The 17,371-nt window shown below is 68.9% G+C and carries 18 protein-coding genes; 9 read left to right on the top strand and 9 right to left on the bottom strand.

The genetic code is table 11. The features are described 5' to 3' along the window. Positions 1 to 71 precede the first annotated feature (71 nt). The 3 genes from CCN42_RS34340 to CCN42_RS34350 all read left to right on the top strand — a co-directional run bounded on the left by CCN42_RS34340 (position 72) and on the right by CCN42_RS34350 (position 1,452). The gene (locus CCN42_RS34340; RefSeq protein ID WP_086741334.1) at positions 72 to 563 is read left to right on the top strand and encodes a DUF5994 family protein; all 492 of its coding nucleotides are present in this window, start codon (positions 72 to 74) and stop codon (positions 561 to 563) included. A 68-nt stretch (positions 564 to 631) separates the two neighbouring features. Beyond that, entirely contained in the window at positions 632 to 892 is a 261-nt protein-coding gene (locus tag CCN42_RS34345) for a hypothetical protein (RefSeq protein WP_086741321.1), read from the top strand. Positions 893 to 975: 83 nt separating this feature from the next. Beyond that, on the top strand, positions 976 to 1,452 hold the full coding sequence (locus CCN42_RS34350; RefSeq protein WP_086741322.1) for an Asp23/Gls24 family envelope stress response protein: 477 nt from the start codon (positions 976 to 978) through the stop codon (positions 1,450 to 1,452). 292 nt (positions 1,453 to 1,744) lie between these two features. On the opposite strand, the gene CCN42_RS34355 is transcribed toward CCN42_RS34350, so the two are convergent. Further along, positions 1,745 to 2,887, bottom strand: a complete 1,143-nt coding sequence (locus tag CCN42_RS34355; protein ID WP_086741323.1) for an FAD-dependent oxidoreductase — start codon at positions 2,885 to 2,887, stop codon at positions 1,745 to 1,747. Between the two features lie 445 nt (positions 2,888 to 3,332). On the opposite strand from CCN42_RS34355, the gene CCN42_RS34360 reads away from it, so the two are divergent. Next, the gene (locus tag CCN42_RS34360; RefSeq protein ID WP_086741324.1) at positions 3,333 to 3,734 is read left to right on the top strand and encodes a DUF6896 domain-containing protein; all 402 of its coding nucleotides are present in this window, start codon (positions 3,333 to 3,335) and stop codon (positions 3,732 to 3,734) included. Positions 3,735 to 4,068: 334 nt separating this feature from the next. Here the strand turns inward: CCN42_RS34360 and CCN42_RS34365 are convergent, their stop codons facing one another. Further along, the gene (locus CCN42_RS34365; protein ID WP_086741325.1) at positions 4,069 to 4,539 is read right to left on the bottom strand and encodes a cupin domain-containing protein; all 471 of its coding nucleotides are present in this window, start codon (positions 4,537 to 4,539) and stop codon (positions 4,069 to 4,071) included. Between the two features lie 479 nt (positions 4,540 to 5,018). Further along, positions 5,019 to 5,222: a cold-shock protein gene (locus CCN42_RS34370; RefSeq protein WP_043497556.1), complete on the bottom strand. Its 204-nt coding sequence runs from the start codon at positions 5,220 to 5,222 to the stop codon at positions 5,019 to 5,021. Positions 5,223 to 5,687: 465 nt separating this feature from the next. Between CCN42_RS34370 and CCN42_RS34375 the strand changes: the two genes are divergently transcribed. Beyond that, entirely contained in the window at positions 5,688 to 6,605 is a 918-nt protein-coding gene (locus CCN42_RS34375) for an alpha/beta fold hydrolase (protein WP_086741326.1), read from the top strand. A 111-nt stretch (positions 6,606 to 6,716) separates the two neighbouring features. On the opposite strand, the gene CCN42_RS42890 is transcribed toward CCN42_RS34375, so the two are convergent. After that, complete coding sequence (locus CCN42_RS42890; RefSeq protein ID WP_158102169.1) at positions 6,717 to 6,869, bottom strand: hypothetical protein; 153 nt, start codon at positions 6,867 to 6,869, stop codon at positions 6,717 to 6,719. A 30-nt stretch (positions 6,870 to 6,899) separates the two neighbouring features. On the opposite strand from CCN42_RS42890, the gene CCN42_RS34380 reads away from it, so the two are divergent. Then, complete coding sequence (locus tag CCN42_RS34380; protein WP_086741327.1) at positions 6,900 to 7,397, top strand: hypothetical protein; 498 nt, start codon at positions 6,900 to 6,902, stop codon at positions 7,395 to 7,397. Between the two features lie 95 nt (positions 7,398 to 7,492). Further along, positions 7,493 to 7,684, top strand: coding sequence for a hypothetical protein (locus tag CCN42_RS34385; RefSeq protein ID WP_086741328.1), 192 nt, complete (start codon positions 7,493 to 7,495; stop codon positions 7,682 to 7,684). An 86-nt stretch (positions 7,685 to 7,770) separates the two neighbouring features. Here the strand turns inward: CCN42_RS34385 and CCN42_RS34390 are convergent, their stop codons facing one another. Both CCN42_RS34390 and CCN42_RS34395 read right to left on the bottom strand, forming a co-directional pair. Beyond that, positions 7,771 to 9,141, bottom strand: a complete 1,371-nt coding sequence (locus CCN42_RS34390) for an RICIN domain-containing protein (protein WP_086741329.1) — start codon at positions 9,139 to 9,141, stop codon at positions 7,771 to 7,773. A 31-nt stretch (positions 9,142 to 9,172) separates the two neighbouring features. Then, entirely contained in the window at positions 9,173 to 10,603 is a 1,431-nt protein-coding gene (locus CCN42_RS34395; RefSeq protein WP_086741330.1) for an endo-1,4-beta-xylanase, read from the bottom strand. Positions 10,604 to 11,497: 894 nt separating this feature from the next. Here CCN42_RS34395 and CCN42_RS45755 point away from each other — a divergent pair. Then, positions 11,498 to 11,623: a hypothetical protein gene (locus CCN42_RS45755; protein ID WP_281259552.1), complete on the top strand. Its 126-nt coding sequence runs from the start codon at positions 11,498 to 11,500 to the stop codon at positions 11,621 to 11,623. 682 nt (positions 11,624 to 12,305) lie between these two features. Continuing rightward, positions 12,306 to 13,733, top strand: coding sequence for a non-reducing end alpha-L-arabinofuranosidase family hydrolase (locus CCN42_RS34405; RefSeq protein ID WP_086741331.1), 1,428 nt, complete (start codon positions 12,306 to 12,308; stop codon positions 13,731 to 13,733). 420 nt (positions 13,734 to 14,153) lie between these two features. Here the strand turns inward: CCN42_RS34405 and CCN42_RS34410 are convergent, their stop codons facing one another. The 3 genes from CCN42_RS34410 to CCN42_RS34420 all read right to left on the bottom strand — a co-directional run bounded on the left by CCN42_RS34410 (position 14,154) and on the right by CCN42_RS34420 (position 17,200). Beyond that, positions 14,154 to 14,876 (bottom strand): hypothetical protein, encoded by a 723-nt coding sequence (locus CCN42_RS34410; RefSeq protein WP_245877595.1) that lies wholly within the window; start codon positions 14,874 to 14,876, stop codon positions 14,154 to 14,156. Positions 14,877 to 15,069: 193 nt separating this feature from the next. Continuing rightward, a complete protein-coding gene (locus CCN42_RS34415; RefSeq protein ID WP_086741333.1) occupies positions 15,070 to 15,426 on the bottom strand; it encodes a hypothetical protein in 357 nt (118 codons plus the stop codon). Next, positions 15,410 to 17,200 carry a hypothetical protein gene (locus CCN42_RS34420; protein WP_245877596.1) on the bottom strand — a complete coding sequence of 597 codons (1,791 nt, stop codon included), beginning with the start codon at positions 17,198 to 17,200 and terminating at the stop codon, positions 15,410 to 15,412. Before CCN42_RS34420 ends, CCN42_RS34415 begins: the two co-directional genes overlap by 17 nt. Positions 17,201 to 17,371: the final 171 nt, after the last annotated feature.

Raw genomic sequence — 17,371 nt, forward strand, 5'->3', positions numbered from 1 at the left:
CGGCAGCCGCCCCACCCGCCGGCACCACCCCGACCAGCGGCCTGCCGCCGTCCGAACGGCAGGTGAGCGCGATGTCCGACCCCCACCCCCCGCCCGGGGCGAAACTCCTGCCGGACGGTGTGCACCGATCCATCCGCCCCGGAACCGCGTTCCTGCGGCTCACCACCACCCACGAGCGCCAGGGCCTCCTGGACGGCGCATGGTGGCCCCGCTCGAGGGACGTCGCCGCCGAACTGCCCGGCCTGATCACCGCACTGACCGAGCGCCTCGGACCGATCACCAGGATCGGCCTGGACAGCGCGGCCTGGAACGAACTGCCGACGCGGATCATTGTCGACGACCGGGTGGTACACATCGACTCGTTCGCCGTGGGTGACGACACCGCGCTCGTGACCCGTGGCGACCAGGACCTCTTCACCCTGCTCGTGGTGCCACCGGGGACGCCCCTGGAGGCGGCACGGGCCGCGATGGCCGAAGCCGTCCAGGCCGGCAACCCCAAGCAGGCACAGCAGATCCTGATCGACACCACCGCCGCGGAACCGCCCCGGGGGGCCGGCTCGTGACCGTCGTCCGGCGTGCCCGGCAGCGACCGCGTCGGTGGTGCGTACCCGTCCCCTCCCAGGAGGTCCGCATGACGCACGAGCCCTCGTCTCCCGAGACCCACGCCGAGGTCCGGATCGTGGCCGCGACACCGGAGGCCGCCCGTCGCGTCGCCGAAGTGCTCCGCCGCTGCTTCGCCTCGACCGAGCAGCGCAGCTACCCGGCAGGCGGCGAGGGCGGGACCCGCCTCCATCTGACCCTCGACACCGCACGCACCGCGGAACCCGCACAGTCCTGGCTCGCGGCCGGCACCCCGGCACAGCAACCGCTGGACCATGCCGGTGAGGTCTGATGTCCAGGCGCAGGGGACGCGGCATTCCGACGATTTCCCGGCGTGCACCGCACGGTGCCCGCCCGACCGATTGAGGCGATCGCATGACGGAGCACACCACCGGCATCGGCCTGGGCGACCGGCCGGACACCGACGTGAGCCCGCTGAAGGGACGTACCGGGGCCACCGCCCCCGCGGAGACGCGGGGGAGGACCAGCATCGCTGACGGCGTGGTGGCCAAGATCGCGGGTATGGCCGCCCGCGAGGTGCCGGCCATCCACAGCCTCGGCGGGGGCATGGCCCGTGCCATGGGGGCCGTGCGCAACCGGGTGCCCGGCGGCGGCGACGGTGTCACCCGGGGCGTGAAGGTGGAGGTCGGGGAGCGGCAGGCCGCCGTGGACCTCGACATCGTCATCGAGTACGGCGCCTCCATCGTCGACGTGGCCGGTGAGGCGCGTTCCAACGTGATCAACGCGGTGGAACGGATGACGGGCCTGGAGGTCGTCGAGGTGAACATCGCCGTCGGCGACGTCCATCTCCCCGACGAGGAGGACGAACCGGACGAGGGCCGCGTGAGATGACCCGCCGTGGCGCGCACCCGGCTCGGCGTGCCGCGTGAAGAACCCCGTCGGCTGGGGAGAACACAGCCGGGCTGCTCGCCCTCGGAGGACAACACAGGCGTGCGTACCGTCGCAGAAGCAGGGGCTTGAATGCGCACCGCCGGCTGGGGGCGCGGCACCCGCCGGGTGCCGCGTCGATGATCGCCGTCGTCGGCGGACGGAACAAGCGACGCGGCGTCCGGCGGGTACCTCGGTTCCCCACGGCCGAGGCCGCGTGCGGTGGGGAGTACGGCAAGCACCTCGGTCCACTGCTCTACGGCGACTGCTGCTGCTCGCGCCCGGTCAGCGCGGTGATCAGGGCGCGGACTGCCTGGCTGTCGGAGTCGGTCCCGTGGGCCTCGGGTCCCCCGAATTCGGCGGCCTCGGTGCTGCGGGGGAACATGGCCTGCTCGTATGCGGTGAGCGCGGCCTCGATGTCGCCGGGGTGCGCGGCGAGGGCCGTGCCGAGCTCGGCACCGTCGAGCATGGCAAGGTTCGCGCCTTCGCCGTTCGGGGCCGAAAGGTGGGCGGCGTCCCCGAGCAGGGTCACCCCCGGCACCCGGTCCCACCGGTGCCCGGCCGGCAGGGCGTAGAGAGGGCGCAGGACCGGTGCGATGTCGCTGTCGGTGATCAGCGCGGTGAGCTCCGGCGCCCAGCCGTCGAACTCCTGCGCGATCCGAGCGGTGGCCACGGCCCCATCGGCGAAATCGATGGCGTCGAACCATTCCTGCGGCTCGGACAGCCCTATGTAGGCATGCAGGGTGTCGGCCCTCTCCCGGTGAGCGAAGATCTCCCTGTCTGGCGTGTGCGCGATCATCGACCCGCCGCCGACCGCTTCCGCGGCGGCCGGGTGCCGGGTGCCGGCGTCGAGAAGGCAGGTCTCGACGACCGACTTGCCGGTGTACTCGGGTGTGGTGCTGGAGAGCAGGGGCCGGACCCGTGACCACGCGCCGTCCGCGCCGACCAGCAGGCTGGTCCTGACGGTGCTGCCGTCCGCGAACGTCACCTCATGGCGGCCCCCGCCGAGGGAACGGGCGCCGCTGACCTTCTGCCCCCATCGAACGGTGCCCGCCGGAAGTGAGTCGAGCAGAATGCCTCGCAGGTCACCGCGCATCACCTCAGGGCGTCCGCCCGTGCCGTCGTCGGCCTTCTCGAACAGGACGGTGCCGTCCCGGTCGAGGAACCGCATCGCCTGGCGGCCCTCCAGCACGATGGCGTGGAACTCGTCCATCAGCCCGGCGGCCTCAAGCGCGAGTTGCCCGTTGTAGTCGTGGATGTCGAGCATCCCGCCCTGCGAACGCGCCGAAGGGGAGGGATCGGCCTCGTAGACCGTGGACGGTATTCCGTGGACGTGCAGGACGCGGGCGAGTGTGAGCCCGCCGAGTCCCGCGCCGATGATCGTGACGGGAGTGTGCATGATGGCTCCTTCCGGATGAGCCGCCCGGTGAGTGCCGGCGGCCGTCTCTGGAAAGGTCGCAGCCACCGCCGACAAGCGACCGACAGCGCACCGATGGGACCCTGACAACTCACCGACGGGCGCAGGGACGCTCGATCTCGGTCCCCGCCCCGCACGGGCTGGGACGGACGCTGCGCTTCGGGATCTCGCATCTCTGCGGCATCGAGAACGCGCCGGTCCACTTCGTGTACGACCCGCAAAGAGCGGGGGCGGGAGCGCTGAAGGAAGCGAATGCGGCGTCGGAGGGGATGGGAGGGTAGCCGGGATTCAGAACCGTCACCGTACGAGGATCAGCACCATCGGACGGGCCCGAGCCTTACTGATCGTTGCAGAATGCCGTCCTGCGGAGACCCTGGCAGCCCCATGGAACAATCCCTTCAGCCACAGGCCAGGGGGATGACGCCGTATGGAACGGGTTGACGCTGTGCGAGACCTCGTGCTCCGTTACGTCCACGCTCTGAACGCGATCGAGGAGGCCATGAGGGTGGCGATCCCCTCGTTGCAGCGACTGGCGGACGTCGTCGGGCTGGTCCGCTCGCGCCGGATCAGCCGGAGTGATCACATCGGCGCCTACTCGTACAAGGTTCACGGGGCAGGGTGCCGCTTCGTGAGCGACAACGGCACTGCGGTCGGTGTGGACTTCGCAGCCGACGGAAGCAACGTCTTCGACCTGTGGCGGCTGCGCTGGTATGGACTGAGCCTGCTCGAGCCCCTTGACGTCACGGATGAGGACATGCGGTCCGCAGTGCGGTCGCTACAGCCGCTTCTGAACGAGGTGCGGCCGGGGTGGTTCAGCGTGGCCAACTGATCGCTCAGGATGAGGTTTCGTAGGCGGCGGAAGCATATGCGGCTGCAGACCAGTTCGAGCAGGCGCCGTGGTGCGGGCCGACACGTCGTTCGTAGCGGGTGCGGAGGCGGTCGAACTGGTTCAGTGCAGTCAGGCGAAGGCGCGCTCGACCACCCAGCGCTCCTGGCCCAGTCCGGAACCGTGGCCCATCCGCGTCGGGCGATCATGGTTCGATGCGGCGCTTCCACAGCGCGCGACAGCATCGGGGCCACCCGCAGTTCGCCAGGTACGAGATAAGTACCCGCCCTGGACACCATGCCGACCAAGGTCGCCGAGCACAAGAACCGAGCTCAACTCAACCCGAGACACCAGTTCGCCCGCTTCCCTGCGTGTCCGTCACCTCGAGCCGGTACAGCTTCGGTACGGGCACCTTGATGGGCTCCTGGGTGGTCCGAGCGATGACGACGACCGCGGGCTCGTTCGGGTCGGGGTTCTCCTCCCTGTGCGGGACGAACGGCGGAACGAGGAAGAAGTCACCAGGGCCGGCGGCCAGTCGGACCTCCTGTGTGCCGTCGTGGTAGACGAACACGGGGTGACCGCTGACCACGTAGATGCCCGCCTCCGAATCGCCGTGATGGTGATTGTCCGTTGAGCTCGACGGCGGATTCACCACCATGCCCATCCAAAGGTTCTTGGAGCCGGCCGTGCCGCCGCTGATGGCGGCGTGACCGTCCAGCTCGCCGGCGCGGATGTGATGGACACGGTTGTTCAGCGGTGCGTCGCCACCAGAACCCTGTTCGCTTCCAATGCCTGCATGAAAGGTCATGGTGCAGCCTCCCGGTCTTCGACGGTCTGGGCAGGGACCAGGCTGCGCGCACGCTGCTCAGAACGACAACTACTTTTGCCGATACGGCAATTCCCGGGCGTCCTGGGGAGGGCTGCCGATTCTCCGAGGCCGGGCGAGCCGAGCTCTGGGCTGATTCCTCACCGCCGTACCGGACCGTCTCGACGACACGCGCCTCGGCGAGCTGCGTGCCCTCGCCCGCCACCTCGCAGACAACCCGCACGGCGATTCCCCTGACGCAGGGCACGGTCGCCCACGGATCACGCGTGGGGAGAGCTTGCGCTGCTCCTGTGCCTGGTGCCGTGCTCCGACTCCCGGCGGCACACGGAGAAGGGGCCCGGCTGGTGCCGGGCCCCTTCTCTTCCTGGCTGGGCCTGCCGAACTGCTTCACACCGCGTCGGTGGCGTTTGCTGTGCACTGTGCACGGTGGCATCGGCGCGTAGCGGTGTGCTCTACGGTCGTCAGCCGCGGACGATGTTCTCGGCCTGCGGACCCTTCTGGCCCTGGGTCACGTCGAAGGTGACCGACTCGCCCTCGACGAGTTCCCGGTAGCCGTTGCCGGCGATGTTGGAGTAGTGGGCGAAGACGTCCGGTCCGCCGCCGTCCTGGGCGATGAATCCGAAGCCCTTCTCGGCGTTGAACCACTTCACGGTGCCGCTGGCCATACTGCTTTCCTTCGCTATCGCCGGATACTTCCGGCTGGTCTGTGGGCGGGGCCGACCACGACGGGAAGGCACCCAGCGTCCGTTCTACCCCGTCTCCGCGCGGATATTCGATCTTTTCGCCTGTCCAGGTGAGCCGCAGGTCCCGAGCTGTCTCCGAACAGAGCAATCAGCGGCCGTCCACGGGCGACAGGCGCCCACGGTCTGCCCGGGGACACCGCCTGCCACGGGGGAGGGGCCGCCCGGGGTGCAGGGCGTACAGGACAGCTCGGTGCGCCGGAGTTGCCGAGCGCGACCTGCTGGCGCCCGGTGGGGCGGGCCACCCACGACACTGTTCCCTGGGAAGGTCCCGCTCCCGGCTGCGTCCGCCTTCACCGCGCGCATGGCCGTAGCGGGCGGGGGCAGACGAAGAAGCCAGTCGCCGGCCCCAGGGGGGCGGTGGGCGAGCCGTGCTCGAGGGAGGCTGGCGTGTTCGATGGGTTTCAGGAGGAGCAGATCGACACCGGGGAGGCGTCGGTCTTCGTTCGCTTCGGCGGGGAGGGTCCGCCGGTGGTCCTGCTGCATGGTCATCCTCGTACGTCATCCACGTGGCACCGGGTGGCTCCGCGACTCGTGGAAGCCGGACACACGGTGGTCTGCCCTGATCTGCGCGGATACGGACGTTCTCGGGGGCCGCGGTTCACGGAAGATCACGTGGGTTATTCGAAGCGTGCTGTCGCCGGTGATGTGGTGGCCGTGATGAAACATCTCGGACACCCCCGGTTCGCACTCGCCGGGCATGACCGCGGGGGCAGCGTGGCACTGCGTCTGACGCTGGACCACCCGGAGGCCGTCTCCCGAGCAGCCTTCCTCGACTGTCTGCCGCTGACGGAACACCTGTCGCGGATCACCGTCGAGTTCGCCACTCAGTGGTGGCATTGGTTCTTCTTCGCCCAGCCGGGCATCCCCGAGCGGGTCATCACCGCCGATCCCGACAGTTGGTACCGCGGCGACGCTGATGCCATGGGCTCGGAGAACTACGACGAGTGGCGGCAGGCGACCCGCAATCCCGACGTGGTGCGGGCGATGCTCGAGGACTACCGCGCCGGCCTCACCGTCGACCGGCGGCACGAGGAGGCTGACTGGGATGCCGGCAAGCGCATCACCTGCCCGACCCTAGTCCTCTGGTCGCTCCAGGACGACCTGGAAGACCTCTACGGGGATCCTGTCGCTGTCTGGCGACGGTGGGCCACCGACGTCCGAGGGCATGGCATCGACTCCGGGCATCATGTCGCCGAACAGGCCCCTGCGGAGCTGGCCCGCGCCCTCACTGACTTCCTTCAGCCGGCCCCAGGCGACTCCGACTCCGACCGAGGTGCCCCCGGACGGGAGGACGACGATGGATAGTGTGGCTCGTCTTCTTGGTCCGCTGTTGCTCGGCGGGGCTGGGTGGTGTGCTCGTTCCGTCTGGCACACAGAGCTTCGTGTCGACGTGGGATCGCTCTGCTGCGTGACGACTCAGGTCTGAGGGCGGGAGAGGACGTACCTGTTCCCGCCGTCGGGGTCGCCGTAGAAGAAGAACAACCGCAGGTCCTTGTCGTCGTCCCGGTCCACGTAGAGGGCCCAGGCGTGGATGGTGGTAGCTGGGGGAGACGCGGGCTCGACGGGCAAGAGCCGAAAGAGACGGCCTAGTCTCGGAACATGAACGTGTTCGACGGCGGTGCCGGCCGGTGCCTGGAGATGACCAATGGCGGTACGGCGGTGTTCGTGGACGTGCTGACGCTCTCCGTGTCCGCGCTGGCCCACGAGCCGTGGGACTTCCGCTTCGCCGCCCTGCTGACACGACAGGACCAGAACGTGATGGGGCGTGGGGTGGTCGGTTTCGGTCTGGCGGAGCTGGACTGGGGCGACACGCCGCAGGAGCGGGCCAGCGCCCGGGACTTCCTGCTGCGCGTCCTGGATCTGGCGCTGTCCCGCTACCGGTGGGAGGAGCTGACGTACGAGCCGTCCCGGGCCGAGGAGTACCTGCGCACGTACCGGGCGATGGTGGAGGACTTCGACCCCGCCGCGACCGCGAGGGCCGGCGCGAACGTCCTGCCCGGGCCGCAGGAGGCCGCGATGGCCTCCTGCGTACGCCACCGGGTGCTGAACGCGCTGCCGTTCCGGGAGGGATGCGTGTTCTGCACGGCCGAGGTCTGAGGGGCTACGACGCGCGGTGGGGTAGGCGGTGAAATGGCGGCGTCGCAGGTAAGGGGGGCGGACATCGAGGCGTCGCCGGAGTAGGTGGAGGTCGGGTGGTCCAGGACGACGACGAAGACCGCCGGGGCGTGCGCGAGCCGATGCCGCTGAGCGTGCCGCAGACCGCGCCTTCGGCCCGGCGTCGGCTCGGCGTCACGCTCGGTGACGAGGAACACGACATCGTCCACGCCACCATGAGTTGCGGAGGGACGCACGTCGGGTTCGGCAGGGCGGGCGAGACCTCCTAAAAGGCCTCTTCGTCCTTCCATCTGGGGGTGGACGGCCATGGAGTGGAGCCAGGATCATCCTGGCTCCACCTCATGGTGCGGGCGTGTCACTGGAACTGTGCGAAGAACCTCCAGATCTCTGCTTTGGTCCAGGTGGCGACGCCGCTTTCGCTGGGGGAGCCGTCTACCGGACCGGGTATGTGGCCTCCGTCGAACGCGGCCCATTGGACCGGGTACCCGGCCCGGCAGCCCGAGTAGGTGGTGGTGATGTGCGTTCGGCTGCCCGGGGCGGGCTCGCGCGGACTTTGGGCAGTGCAGCCGTTGTTGGCGACGAACTTGTCGCGCAGGGACCGTCCTTGCCCGATGTTGAGGACGTCGTCGCTGATGCCGTGGATCCCGAAGTAGGCGATGGGCTGGGTGCCGCCGCTGCACCCGCTGATCTGGGCACCGGAAATGACCGCGACGGCCCTGAAGACGGTGGCCCGGCTGCATGCGAGTGCGTAGCTCATACCGCCGCCCCAACTGAATCCCGTGGCGAAACGCTGTGCCGGGTTGACGCAGAGGCCGCTCTCGATTCGCCGGATCATGTCGTCGACGAAGGTGACGTCCTCACCGCCTGAATTGGCCCAGCCGTTGCCGAGGCCCTGGGGGGCGACGAGGATCGCGCTGTTGTTCGACTGTTCCTGTTGGCCGTAGTAGGACCAGGCGTTCCCGCTCGTGCCGCCGGAGGCGACGTCGCCGGCGGTCCCGCCCCGCCAGTGGAACGCGAAGATCAGCCGGTAGGGGCGGCTGTTGTCGTAGTTGGCGGGAACCCTGAGGATGAAGCTGCGGCTTTTACCGCCGCTCTGAATCGTGTGCGTACCGCTCGTCAGAGTCGGGGCGCTGCCGCATCCGCCGCCGCCACCGGACGACAGCTTGATCATCTGCCACTGCTGGTTGGCGCCACCCCAGTCGGTGTACTGGACGACGTTGGCGCCGTCGGCGGTGGAGGCGCCCTGAACCTCCACCGCCTTGCCGCTGGTGCGATTGAGCAACCGGACGTGGCCCGCGTCGGAGTCGGCCAGGCGGAACTGCTGGTTGGCCCCGTTGTGGTCGGCCCACTGCTGGAATACGGCACCGTCTGCGGTCGATGCGCCGGCCAGGTCGAGAACCTTGCCCGAATGCCGGGCCTTGAGGCGGTAGAAGCCGCCGCCGGAGTCCACGAACTGCCATTGCTGGTTGGCTCCGTCGTTGCGCGTCCACTGGCTGAGACGCGCGCCGTCGGCGGTAGACGCGCCAGAGACGTCCAGCGCCTTGCCGCTGTTGCGATTGACCAGCACGTACCAGGCACTGGTGTCCACCGTCGCCGCCTCGGCGGGCGCCGGATTCACCGCGGCGAGCATGCCGATCGCGAGGGTCGCCGCCACGACGGCGGCGACCCGGGACCACCAGCGATGTCTTCCTGGAGGGGCGGGACAAGCCGCACCGTAGGCCGTCATCGATTCACCCTTTCGTTTATGGCAGCTGCCATCAGGTGCGGGTCCAGCGCTGGTTGCTGCCGTTCGAGCAGGAATAGAGCTGGATCAGGGTGCCGTTGGCTGTGCCGCCTCCGACGGCGTCGAGGCAGAGGCTGGACTGGACACCGACGATGGATCCGTCGGAGTTGAGGCGCCATTTCTGGTTGTCGCCGCCCCAGCAGGTGTAGATCTGGACCTTCGAGCCGTTGCCGGTGCCGGCGGCGTCCAGGCACTTGTTGCCGTAGACCTTGAGCTCGCCGGCGTCGGTGTACGTCCACTGCTGGTTGCTGCCGCTGTGGCAGTCCCACAGCTGGACCTGGGTGCCATCGGTGGTGCTGGTGCCGGGCACGTCCAGGCAGCGGCCGGAAGCGATGCCCTTGATCTGTCCGCCCTCCGCGGGCGGTGTGGTGGAGCCGCCGTTGAGTGCGTTGAGGACGGCGGTGTATGCGGGCTTCTTGCTGCCGTCACCGTTGAACAGCAGCGGCGTGTCCCCGGATCGCCAGGAGTCGGTGTCGCGCACACCCCAGACGGTGATGCCGAGGCAGCGCGGGACGGCCAGGCAGTCGTTGGTCACGCTGGCATAGGTCGAGGCCGGGGCGCCCTGGATGTCGAGTTCGGTGATGGCCACGTCGACGCCGAGGGCGGCGAAGTTCTGCAGGGTGGTGCGGAAGTTGCTGTTGTAGGGGCTGCCGCTGTTGAAGTGCGCCTGGAAGCCGACGCAGTCGATCGGCACGCCGCGCTGCTTGAAGTCCCGCACCATGGCGTACATGGCCTGGGTCTTGGCCCAGGTCCAGTTCTCGACGTTGTAGTCGTTGTAGCAGAGCTTGGCGGCCGGGTCGGCGGCGCGGGCGGTGCGGAAGGCGACCTCGATCCAGTCATTGCCGGTGCGCTGCAGGTTGGAGTCCCGCCGGGCTCCCGAACTGCCGTCGGCGAAGGCCTCGTTCACGACGTCCCACTGGGCGATCTTGCCCTTGTAGTGAGCCATCACGCCGTTGATGTGGTTGATCATCGCCTGGCGCAGCTGGCTGCCGCTGAGGCTCTGCATCCAGCCGGGCTGCTGGGAGTGCCAGGCCAGGGTGTGGCCGCGCACCTGCTTGCCGTTCTGCACGGCCCAGTTGAAGATGCGGTCGGCGTTGGTGAAGTTGAACTGGCCCCGCTGTGGTTCGGTGGCGTCGATCTTCATTTCGTTCTCGGCCGTCACCGAGTTGAACTCACGGTTCGCGATCGACGTGTACGTCGAGTCGCCCAGCTTGCCCGAGGCGATGGCGGTTCCGAAGTAGCGGCCGCTCTGCGCCGCTGCGGCGCCGAGCGTGCTCTCGGCGGCGTGTGCGGTCGGCGGCGCGACCAGTGCGGTGACCACACCGAGGACGCCGACGACCAGCGCCAACAGCAGACCGCGGATCTTCCGGCGGATAATGGGTCTGGGAAGGGCATACGAGCCCATGACTGTGCCTCCAAGGTAGGAATCACGGAAGGACTGAAGCGCAGTGGATTGCGTCGTCCGCTCCCATTCGGCAGACGGGCGGGGCGGCCGGAGTCCTGGCAGCACGGAATCACCGGACACCGCGGTCATGGGACGGGACGAATCCAACCGGTACGGGTCGCACCCGGTCGGCCGTCGGCGGGCGGCGGGCGGCGGCGGTGTTCTACACGGGCATGGAGTCCTCCATCGCGGCTCAGCCGGGGGACCGCCACGCGGCGTCGCGCACCTCTCCAACTGCGCGAAGAGCCAGGATGCGCTGGTGCGAACCTCACCGGAACGAAAAAAAGGGGGGTGGCGCAGGTGCTTTTTGGTGCGTGGATCCTTCGTGCGGCTGTGCGTGGATCTGCCGGGCAGCACGGATTACCCAGGGTCGGGGTAGCTCGAAATATCGAACTGCCGCCGGTTCTCCGACAGGAGATGATTGAGGTGTTGACGATGAGTCGTCAACACTCCTCGCAGAAAAAGTTTCCGTTTGCCGATCGAAACTTTCGAGACTCCGGTACGCGGACTGCGGCGGCTCGGAGCTCCTCAGGGTTGCTGTCCTCGGCGTTCTCCATGATGGTCGTCCGGCTGATCTCCAGTCGCTCCAGCCGGCGCTGCCCCTCGATGAGTTGCTCGGCCGGCTGGGCGATCTGCTTGCACGGGCGGGCTGCTGCCCACGAGGCTTGCGGTCTGCCGATCGGCGAACCCCGCCGTCGATCAGCGGATCCGCGATGGCTGCGCGGGCCTCGTGGTCGCGGGCCGGGCGGGGATGCGGTACCAGGATGTCGAAGGTCTACCTGTCTCATGCGCTGCCCGGCTGTTCCACCCAAGCTGCTCCAGTCGGCGGCGAGCTGAGCCCCAGGGGTGTCCGTCGTGGCCCTGGCGGTGGAGCGGGAGGAGGCCGGCACGGACGCGGTGACCCGGCGCGGCGGTCGCGGGGAGGTGGAGCAGTCGTCCGCCAAGATCGCCGGGTCCAGGGACTCGTCACCCCGCACCTGAAGAGGGGGTCGAAACTCATGACGCCGTTCGAAGAGTCGGCGTGTCACGGACGCTGAAGACACGGCCGACCGGTGTCGGCGCTGTCCGCGAGATCGCTGCACTCCGGCGCCGAGTGCGGGGCGACTCGGCCGCTTTGTCGGCGTGACGTGCGATGTTGCGCGCATCGTCGCCTTCGAATGTTTCGTTGTTTGTAGCGACACATGCGCGAGGTATTGACGCCCTTCACCGGCTCCCTATCATTCAGGTTGCTCGACACTTCGACCTCTGTTCGATATCACGAATGCCAGCTCCATCGCGCATCAGGACAAATCCGGGTCACGCCCGACGCAGAGCCGCAAGGAGCCGTGTCACATGCGTATGTCATGGCCTCGCCAATGCAGGATCCCGCTCCAACGGCGGACGTCGCCGAGCCCCGGTCTCGGGCCTGCCGGCCGTCACAGTCCTGATGACGCCCAGGACTGCGACGGCCTCACCCGACGACGTCCAAGCCTCCACCCCTGGCGCCCATGCCGTCCGAAGGCGCCGGGCGCCACCGGTCTTCCGGAAGGTCGCGATGGGCCGGGAACTCACAAGCGGTCTGCCGTCGTGCTCACAGGCCGCTGCGCACCGCACTGCACCGACAGTCCGGACAACCTCTGACGAGGCCGACCGGAACCGCCTACCAAAGGTTGAGGAAGTCCCCATGTACAGAGGAAGTTTCAGCCGCAGGCATCCGTCTGCGGCGCTCGCCGCCGCGATTGCGGTGCTGACCGCGTTGGCAGCGATGCTCGTCGCCACCCCGGCTCAGGCGGCTTCCACCGGCGCCCTGCGCGGTGTTGGTTCGAACCGGTGTCTCGATGTGCCGGGCGCCAGCCAGACCAACGGCACCTATCTCCAGATCTACGACTGCTGGGGCGGGACCAACCAGCAGTGGACGCTGACCGACAGCAACCAGATCACCGTGTACGGCAACAAGTGCCTGGATGTTCCGGGCCACGCCACCGCGGCCGGTACCCGGGTGCAGATCTGGACCTGCTCCGGCGGTGCGAACCAGCAGTGGCGGGTCAACTCCGACGGCACGGTACTCGGTGTGGAGTCCGGGCTGTGCCTGGAGGTCGCGGGCGCCGGCACGACCAACGGCACAGCGGTGCAGATCGGGACGTGCAACGGCGGCAGCAACCAGAAGTGGACCGGCCTGTCCGGGACCCCGACCCCGCCGGACGGCACGTGTTCCCTTCCGTCGACATACCGGTGGACGTCGACGGGCGTACTGGCGCAGCCGGCGAACGGGTGGGCCGCGGTGAAGGACTTCACCACCGTGACGCACAACGGCAAGCACCTGGTCTACGCGTCGAACTACTCGGGATCGTCGTACGGCTCCATGATGTTCAGTCCCTTCACGAACTGGTCGGACATGGCGTCGGCAGGCCAGACCGGCATGAGCCAGGCCGCGGTGGCGCCCACGCTGTTCTACTTCGCGCCCAAGAACATATGGGTGCTGGCGTACCAGTGGGGTGCATGGCCCTTCATCTACCGCACGTCGAGCGACCCCACCAACCCCAACGGCTGGTCCGCTCCGCAGCCGCTGTTCACCGGGAGCATCTCCGGCTCCGACACCGGCCCGATCGACCAGACCCTGATCGCCGACGGCCAGAACATGTACCTGTTCTTCGCCGGTGACAACGGCAAGATCTACCGAGCGAGCATGCCGATCGGGAACTTCCCGGGCAACTTCGGCTCGTCGTACACGACGATCATGAGCGACACGAAGGCCAACCTCTTCGAGGGCGTACAGGTCTATAAGGTTCAGGGCCAGAACCAGTACCTCATGATCGTCGAGGCGATGGGCGCGAACGGGCGCTACTTCCGCTCCTTCACGGCCTCCAGCCTGAGCGGCTCGTGGACCCCGCAGGCCGCCACCGAGAGCAACCCCTTCGCGGGCAAGGCCAACAGTGGTGCCACCTGGACCAACGACATCAGCCACGGTGACCTGGTCCGCAACAACCCCGACCAGACCATGACCATCGACCCCTGCAACCTGCAGTTCCTCTACCAGGGCAAGTCGCCCACCGCGGGTGGAGACTACAACCGACTGCCGTGGCGGCCGGGTGTGCTCACCCTGCAGCGCTGACCGTCCCGATTCACGGTGACCGTGATGTGGTGCGGTCTGCAGGCGGGTGGGCGAGCGGTTCAGGGCGTGAGCGATCCCATCTGCTGACCGGCCTCACTGCCTCGAGGAACCCCAGCCGTGCGGCGGCCGGGGTTCCTCTCGCCCCCGACACCGACGTCGCCGAGACCGTGGGCGCCCTCTCCGTCCTCCTGCACGGTCCCGGTCTTGCGTCAGCGCGGGCGGAACATCAGCTCCGACACCGAGAACGTCGAGTCGTTCGCGGGGGACGAGAACAGAACCCGCCAGTTCTCGTATGGCTTGCCGCTACTCGACGAGCAGCTTTCTGCGGTCAGAGGCATGACGAGGAAGGACACGGATTCGGCCGTATGGCAGCCCACCGCGCCTTCGAGACCCCATAGGTGACGCGTACCGCTCGAGAGGTCACTGCGAACCGCAGGTCCACTCGGGCGGGCAGAACCACTCGACCCCCGTGCTGGCCAGCTCGAACTCGTCGTCCCGGCCGTCGTCGTCCCGGCCGTAGGCGATGATCGCATATCGGTCGCCGTCCGACGCCTCGAACCGCGCGTCGACCACGTGCCATGTCCCCACATCGGGCTCGCCTCGGATCGCGTCGACCAGGTACTCCAGGCTCGCCCCCGTGACGTCGACGCCGGTGAGGTCGTACATGGCGAGCTGCTCGAAGCCGGGAGCCTTCGGAGTCTGGGGTGACAGAAGCAACTCGAAGGACTCCTGCGCGGTCGCCTCCGCCACCTCGAACACCTGAAGCCTCTGCTCACCGGTGGGACTGCGGTAGTTGACGACGTCGATGCCGTACTCGGACGGGACGGCCTCCCGCGTCCAGCCCACGGGCATGGCGATCCGGAAACCCTGTGGGTCGACGAACGACTCGTAGCCGGCGGGGAGTTGAGGGCTCGACGCAGACGGTGAGGACAGTGCCGACGTTTCCTCCTGCGGCGACTCGGAGGGGTACGTCTCCGGTGACGGGGTCGGCGACACGGTCCCGTCCGCCCGTGGTGCGGGCCGCCGCACTGACTCGTCGCCGTCGTTCACCTGCACCACCACGAGCGCCACCGTGACCCCGATCAAGGCGGCCGCGGCCACCACCGAGGCCCACACCCGGGGCCGCTGCCGCCATCCCGGCACGACCGGTGCCGACGGCCGCACCGGGTCCGGCCAGGGGACCGCCGAGGACGCGTCACCGACGCCAGCGCTCCGCGGTTCGTGATCAGGCCGGGCTGGCGGGGGAGGGGTGACATGAAGCTCCCCCTGCGTGCCGTCCTCCCAGCGCTGAGTCTCCTCGTTCCAGTACCGGTCTCCCCCGCTCATCGCGCACCTCTCACATTCCCAGTAGCCCCGCCACGGCCCCGGCCGAGGCGATCAGGCTCACCAGCGCCTCCGAGTCCGTGAGCAACTGCCGCAGCCGCTGGAGCCTGCCCTGACCGACCGCGCCGGTCCGGGTGATCTCGTCCTCGGTATCGGCCAGTTCGGCGTCCAGTTGCGCGGTCCGCCCGTCCGCCCGCACCCGGGTGAGATCGGCTCGCAGCGCGCGCACCGCCGCCAGCAGTTCCTCTGCGGCCGGGTCGCGCTGCGAGGCCGTACCGTGGTGGCTCTCGGCGCGCGCCTGGCTGCCGATGGCGAAAGTGCTGTGGGAGACATCGCCGATCCGGACGCTCGGCTCATCCGCGTTGGTCATCGCCGTCGGAACCCTTCTGAGTGGTCGAGGTGGCGCGTGCTTTGGTGCCGACCGCGAACGTGCTGTCCGCCACGGAGTCGATGTGCACCCCGCCGTTGCTGATGTTGACGACCTTCTGCACGAACTCGCCGGTCTGATAGCCGTGCGCGGACAGCGCCGCACGCACGCCGTGTGCGATCCGGTCCTGCACGCTCTTGAGGTAGCGGTCGACGTCCATCTGCTGGAAGAGCGATCCGGCGGGCGCCGCTCCCAGCTCGCGCACCGACAGCGCGGGGCCGTCGGGCAGCGCGTTGGCGTAACCCGCGGTGAGCAGCTGCCAGCCGTAGGCAGCATCCTGGAAGAGCGTGACCACTGAGCGGAACGCGGAGCGGGGCACCTGGGCGACGGCCCAGGTCGCTTTGCCGAACGGGCTGTTGTTGCGGAAGCGGTGGGCCGTGCGGTCGGAGTCCTTGAAGTCCGAGCGGATCGGCTGCAGCACATGCGGGGCGATCTCCAGCATCAGCATGCGGCCCTGGGTGTGGACGCGGATGAAGACCGTGACGACCAGTTCCTCCTCCCAGCCGCCGACGCGGACGCGCAGGAAGTGCCGGCGCTTCTCTGCGCCCTCCTCCACGGCGCGGGCCCGGTGCGCCTCGAACGCCGTCCGGTCGTACGGGGCGTCCTCACGTCGGGCCAGGCCCTCGGCGGGCAGGAACACACACTCGTCGATCTCCAACCACCGCAGTCGGTCACGCACCGTGGTGCCCGCGTACTCCGCGGGCAGCCGCAGAGCTTCGAGCAGCGGGCGGATCGTGTCGAGCACCGTCCGGTTGCTCAGCGGCCGGGTCTTCCCCGCCTCGTCCGGCCGCAGTTCGACGGCTAGCACCCAGGTGTCGTAGGCCGCTCCCGCACCGCAGAACGGGTGCGCCTCGTGATACATGATCAGCGGCTTGTGCTGTTCCAGCCGGATGCGGTCCTTCATCCGCTGGAACCGCCCGCCGTCCGCGCTCTCCGCCGGGTCGGAGGCGGCGTCCGCGAACCGGTCCTGGGCCAGCTCGCCGCCCAGGGCGCGGACGAACTGGCTGCGCTGGGCGCCCGTGCACAGGGCGACGGCCACGAACAGCACCAGCGCGAGCCACGCCTGCAGCGGCTGGACGGTGCCGTCGCCGCCGGCCATCTGCGACAGGGCCGGCAGCAGCCCCTTGAGGAAGGTCCACAAACCCGGCGACTCGCCGCCGGAGGAGCCGTACGCCCCGTAGGCGGGGTCGTAGGAGTCGGCCGACGAGTCATTGTCGGAGCCGGTGAACGCGATGGCCACGGTGGCGACCAGGAACACGGCGAACACGGTGCGGCCCAGCCAGCGCATGACGAACGCCGCGAGCCGCCGCGCAGGCGGCGGGCGGTCGGCGTCGCCGTGGACCGCGGTCGCCATGGCCAGCAGCAGGCCGGGAAGCAGGTAGCCAGCGAGCAGCATGTCGGTCACCAGCAGGCCCACCACCCACAGCCCCACGATCGCGCCGGCCCAGGCCAGTTCCAGACGCCGGGCCCGCAGTGCGTGGGCGAGGACCCGGGCGGCGTCGAGGCCGAGCGAGGGCGCCACGATCCGCTGCTCGTTGAGGTGCAGCTCCTCGATCACCCGGTCCCGGTAGGAGGCGTCGAGGTAGGCGCCCGCGCACAGCAGACGGGTCGCCTCGCTGGCGTGCGGTGGGGTGGGCGGCGGTGCCGCGGGAGCCGTCGGTGGTGTGGGCGGTTCGGATGTCGGCCGTGATGGCGGTGGCACGTTCGTGGTACTCACACGATCCCCCGATGTGCGCATTCTGTCATGTGGCGCAAGTCACTTGATACTCCATCAACATAGCGCGCATCAGCGGGATCGGGAGCGAATAGTCACGGATGGGCGGGGATCGCTTGCGAGGCGTTAGTGACTGTGGCCCAGGCAACGCAAGGGGCGCACTCGGCCCGCCCG

The organism is Streptomyces glaucescens (assembly GCF_002154375.1).
GTDB lineage: Bacteria > Actinomycetota > Actinomycetes > Streptomycetales > Streptomycetaceae > Streptomyces > Streptomyces glaucescens.

Bases quoted from the DNA above. Each gene is read 5' to 3' on its own strand.
- CCN42_RS34340 (WP_086741334.1), top strand. From the start codon at position 72: ATGTCCGACCCCCACCCCCCGCCCGGGGCGAAACTCCTGCCGGACGGT.
- CCN42_RS34345 (WP_086741321.1), top strand. From the start codon at position 632: ATGACGCACGAGCCCTCGTCTCCCGAGACCCACGCCGAGGTCCGGATC.
- CCN42_RS34350 (WP_086741322.1), top strand. From the start codon at position 976: ATGACGGAGCACACCACCGGCATCGGCCTGGGCGACCGGCCGGACACC.
- CCN42_RS34355 (WP_086741323.1), bottom strand. From the start codon at position 2,887: ATGCACACTCCCGTCACGATCATCGGCGCGGGACTCGGCGGGCTCACA.
- CCN42_RS34360 (WP_086741324.1), top strand. From the start codon at position 3,333: ATGGAACGGGTTGACGCTGTGCGAGACCTCGTGCTCCGTTACGTCCAC.
- CCN42_RS34365 (WP_086741325.1), bottom strand. From the start codon at position 4,539: ATGACCTTTCATGCAGGCATTGGAAGCGAACAGGGTTCTGGTGGCGAC.
- CCN42_RS34370 (WP_043497556.1), bottom strand. From the start codon at position 5,222: ATGGCCAGCGGCACCGTGAAGTGGTTCAACGCCGAGAAGGGCTTCGGA.
- CCN42_RS34380 (WP_086741327.1), top strand. From the start codon at position 6,900: ATGAACGTGTTCGACGGCGGTGCCGGCCGGTGCCTGGAGATGACCAAT.
- CCN42_RS34390 (WP_086741329.1), bottom strand. From the start codon at position 9,141: ATGACGGCCTACGGTGCGGCTTGTCCCGCCCCTCCAGGAAGACATCGC.
- CCN42_RS34395 (WP_086741330.1), bottom strand. From the start codon at position 10,603: ATGGGCTCGTATGCCCTTCCCAGACCCATTATCCGCCGGAAGATCCGC.
- CCN42_RS34405 (WP_086741331.1), top strand. From the start codon at position 12,306: ATGTACAGAGGAAGTTTCAGCCGCAGGCATCCGTCTGCGGCGCTCGCC.
- CCN42_RS34415 (WP_086741333.1), bottom strand. From the start codon at position 15,426: ATGACCAACGCGGATGAGCCGAGCGTCCGGATCGGCGATGTCTCCCAC.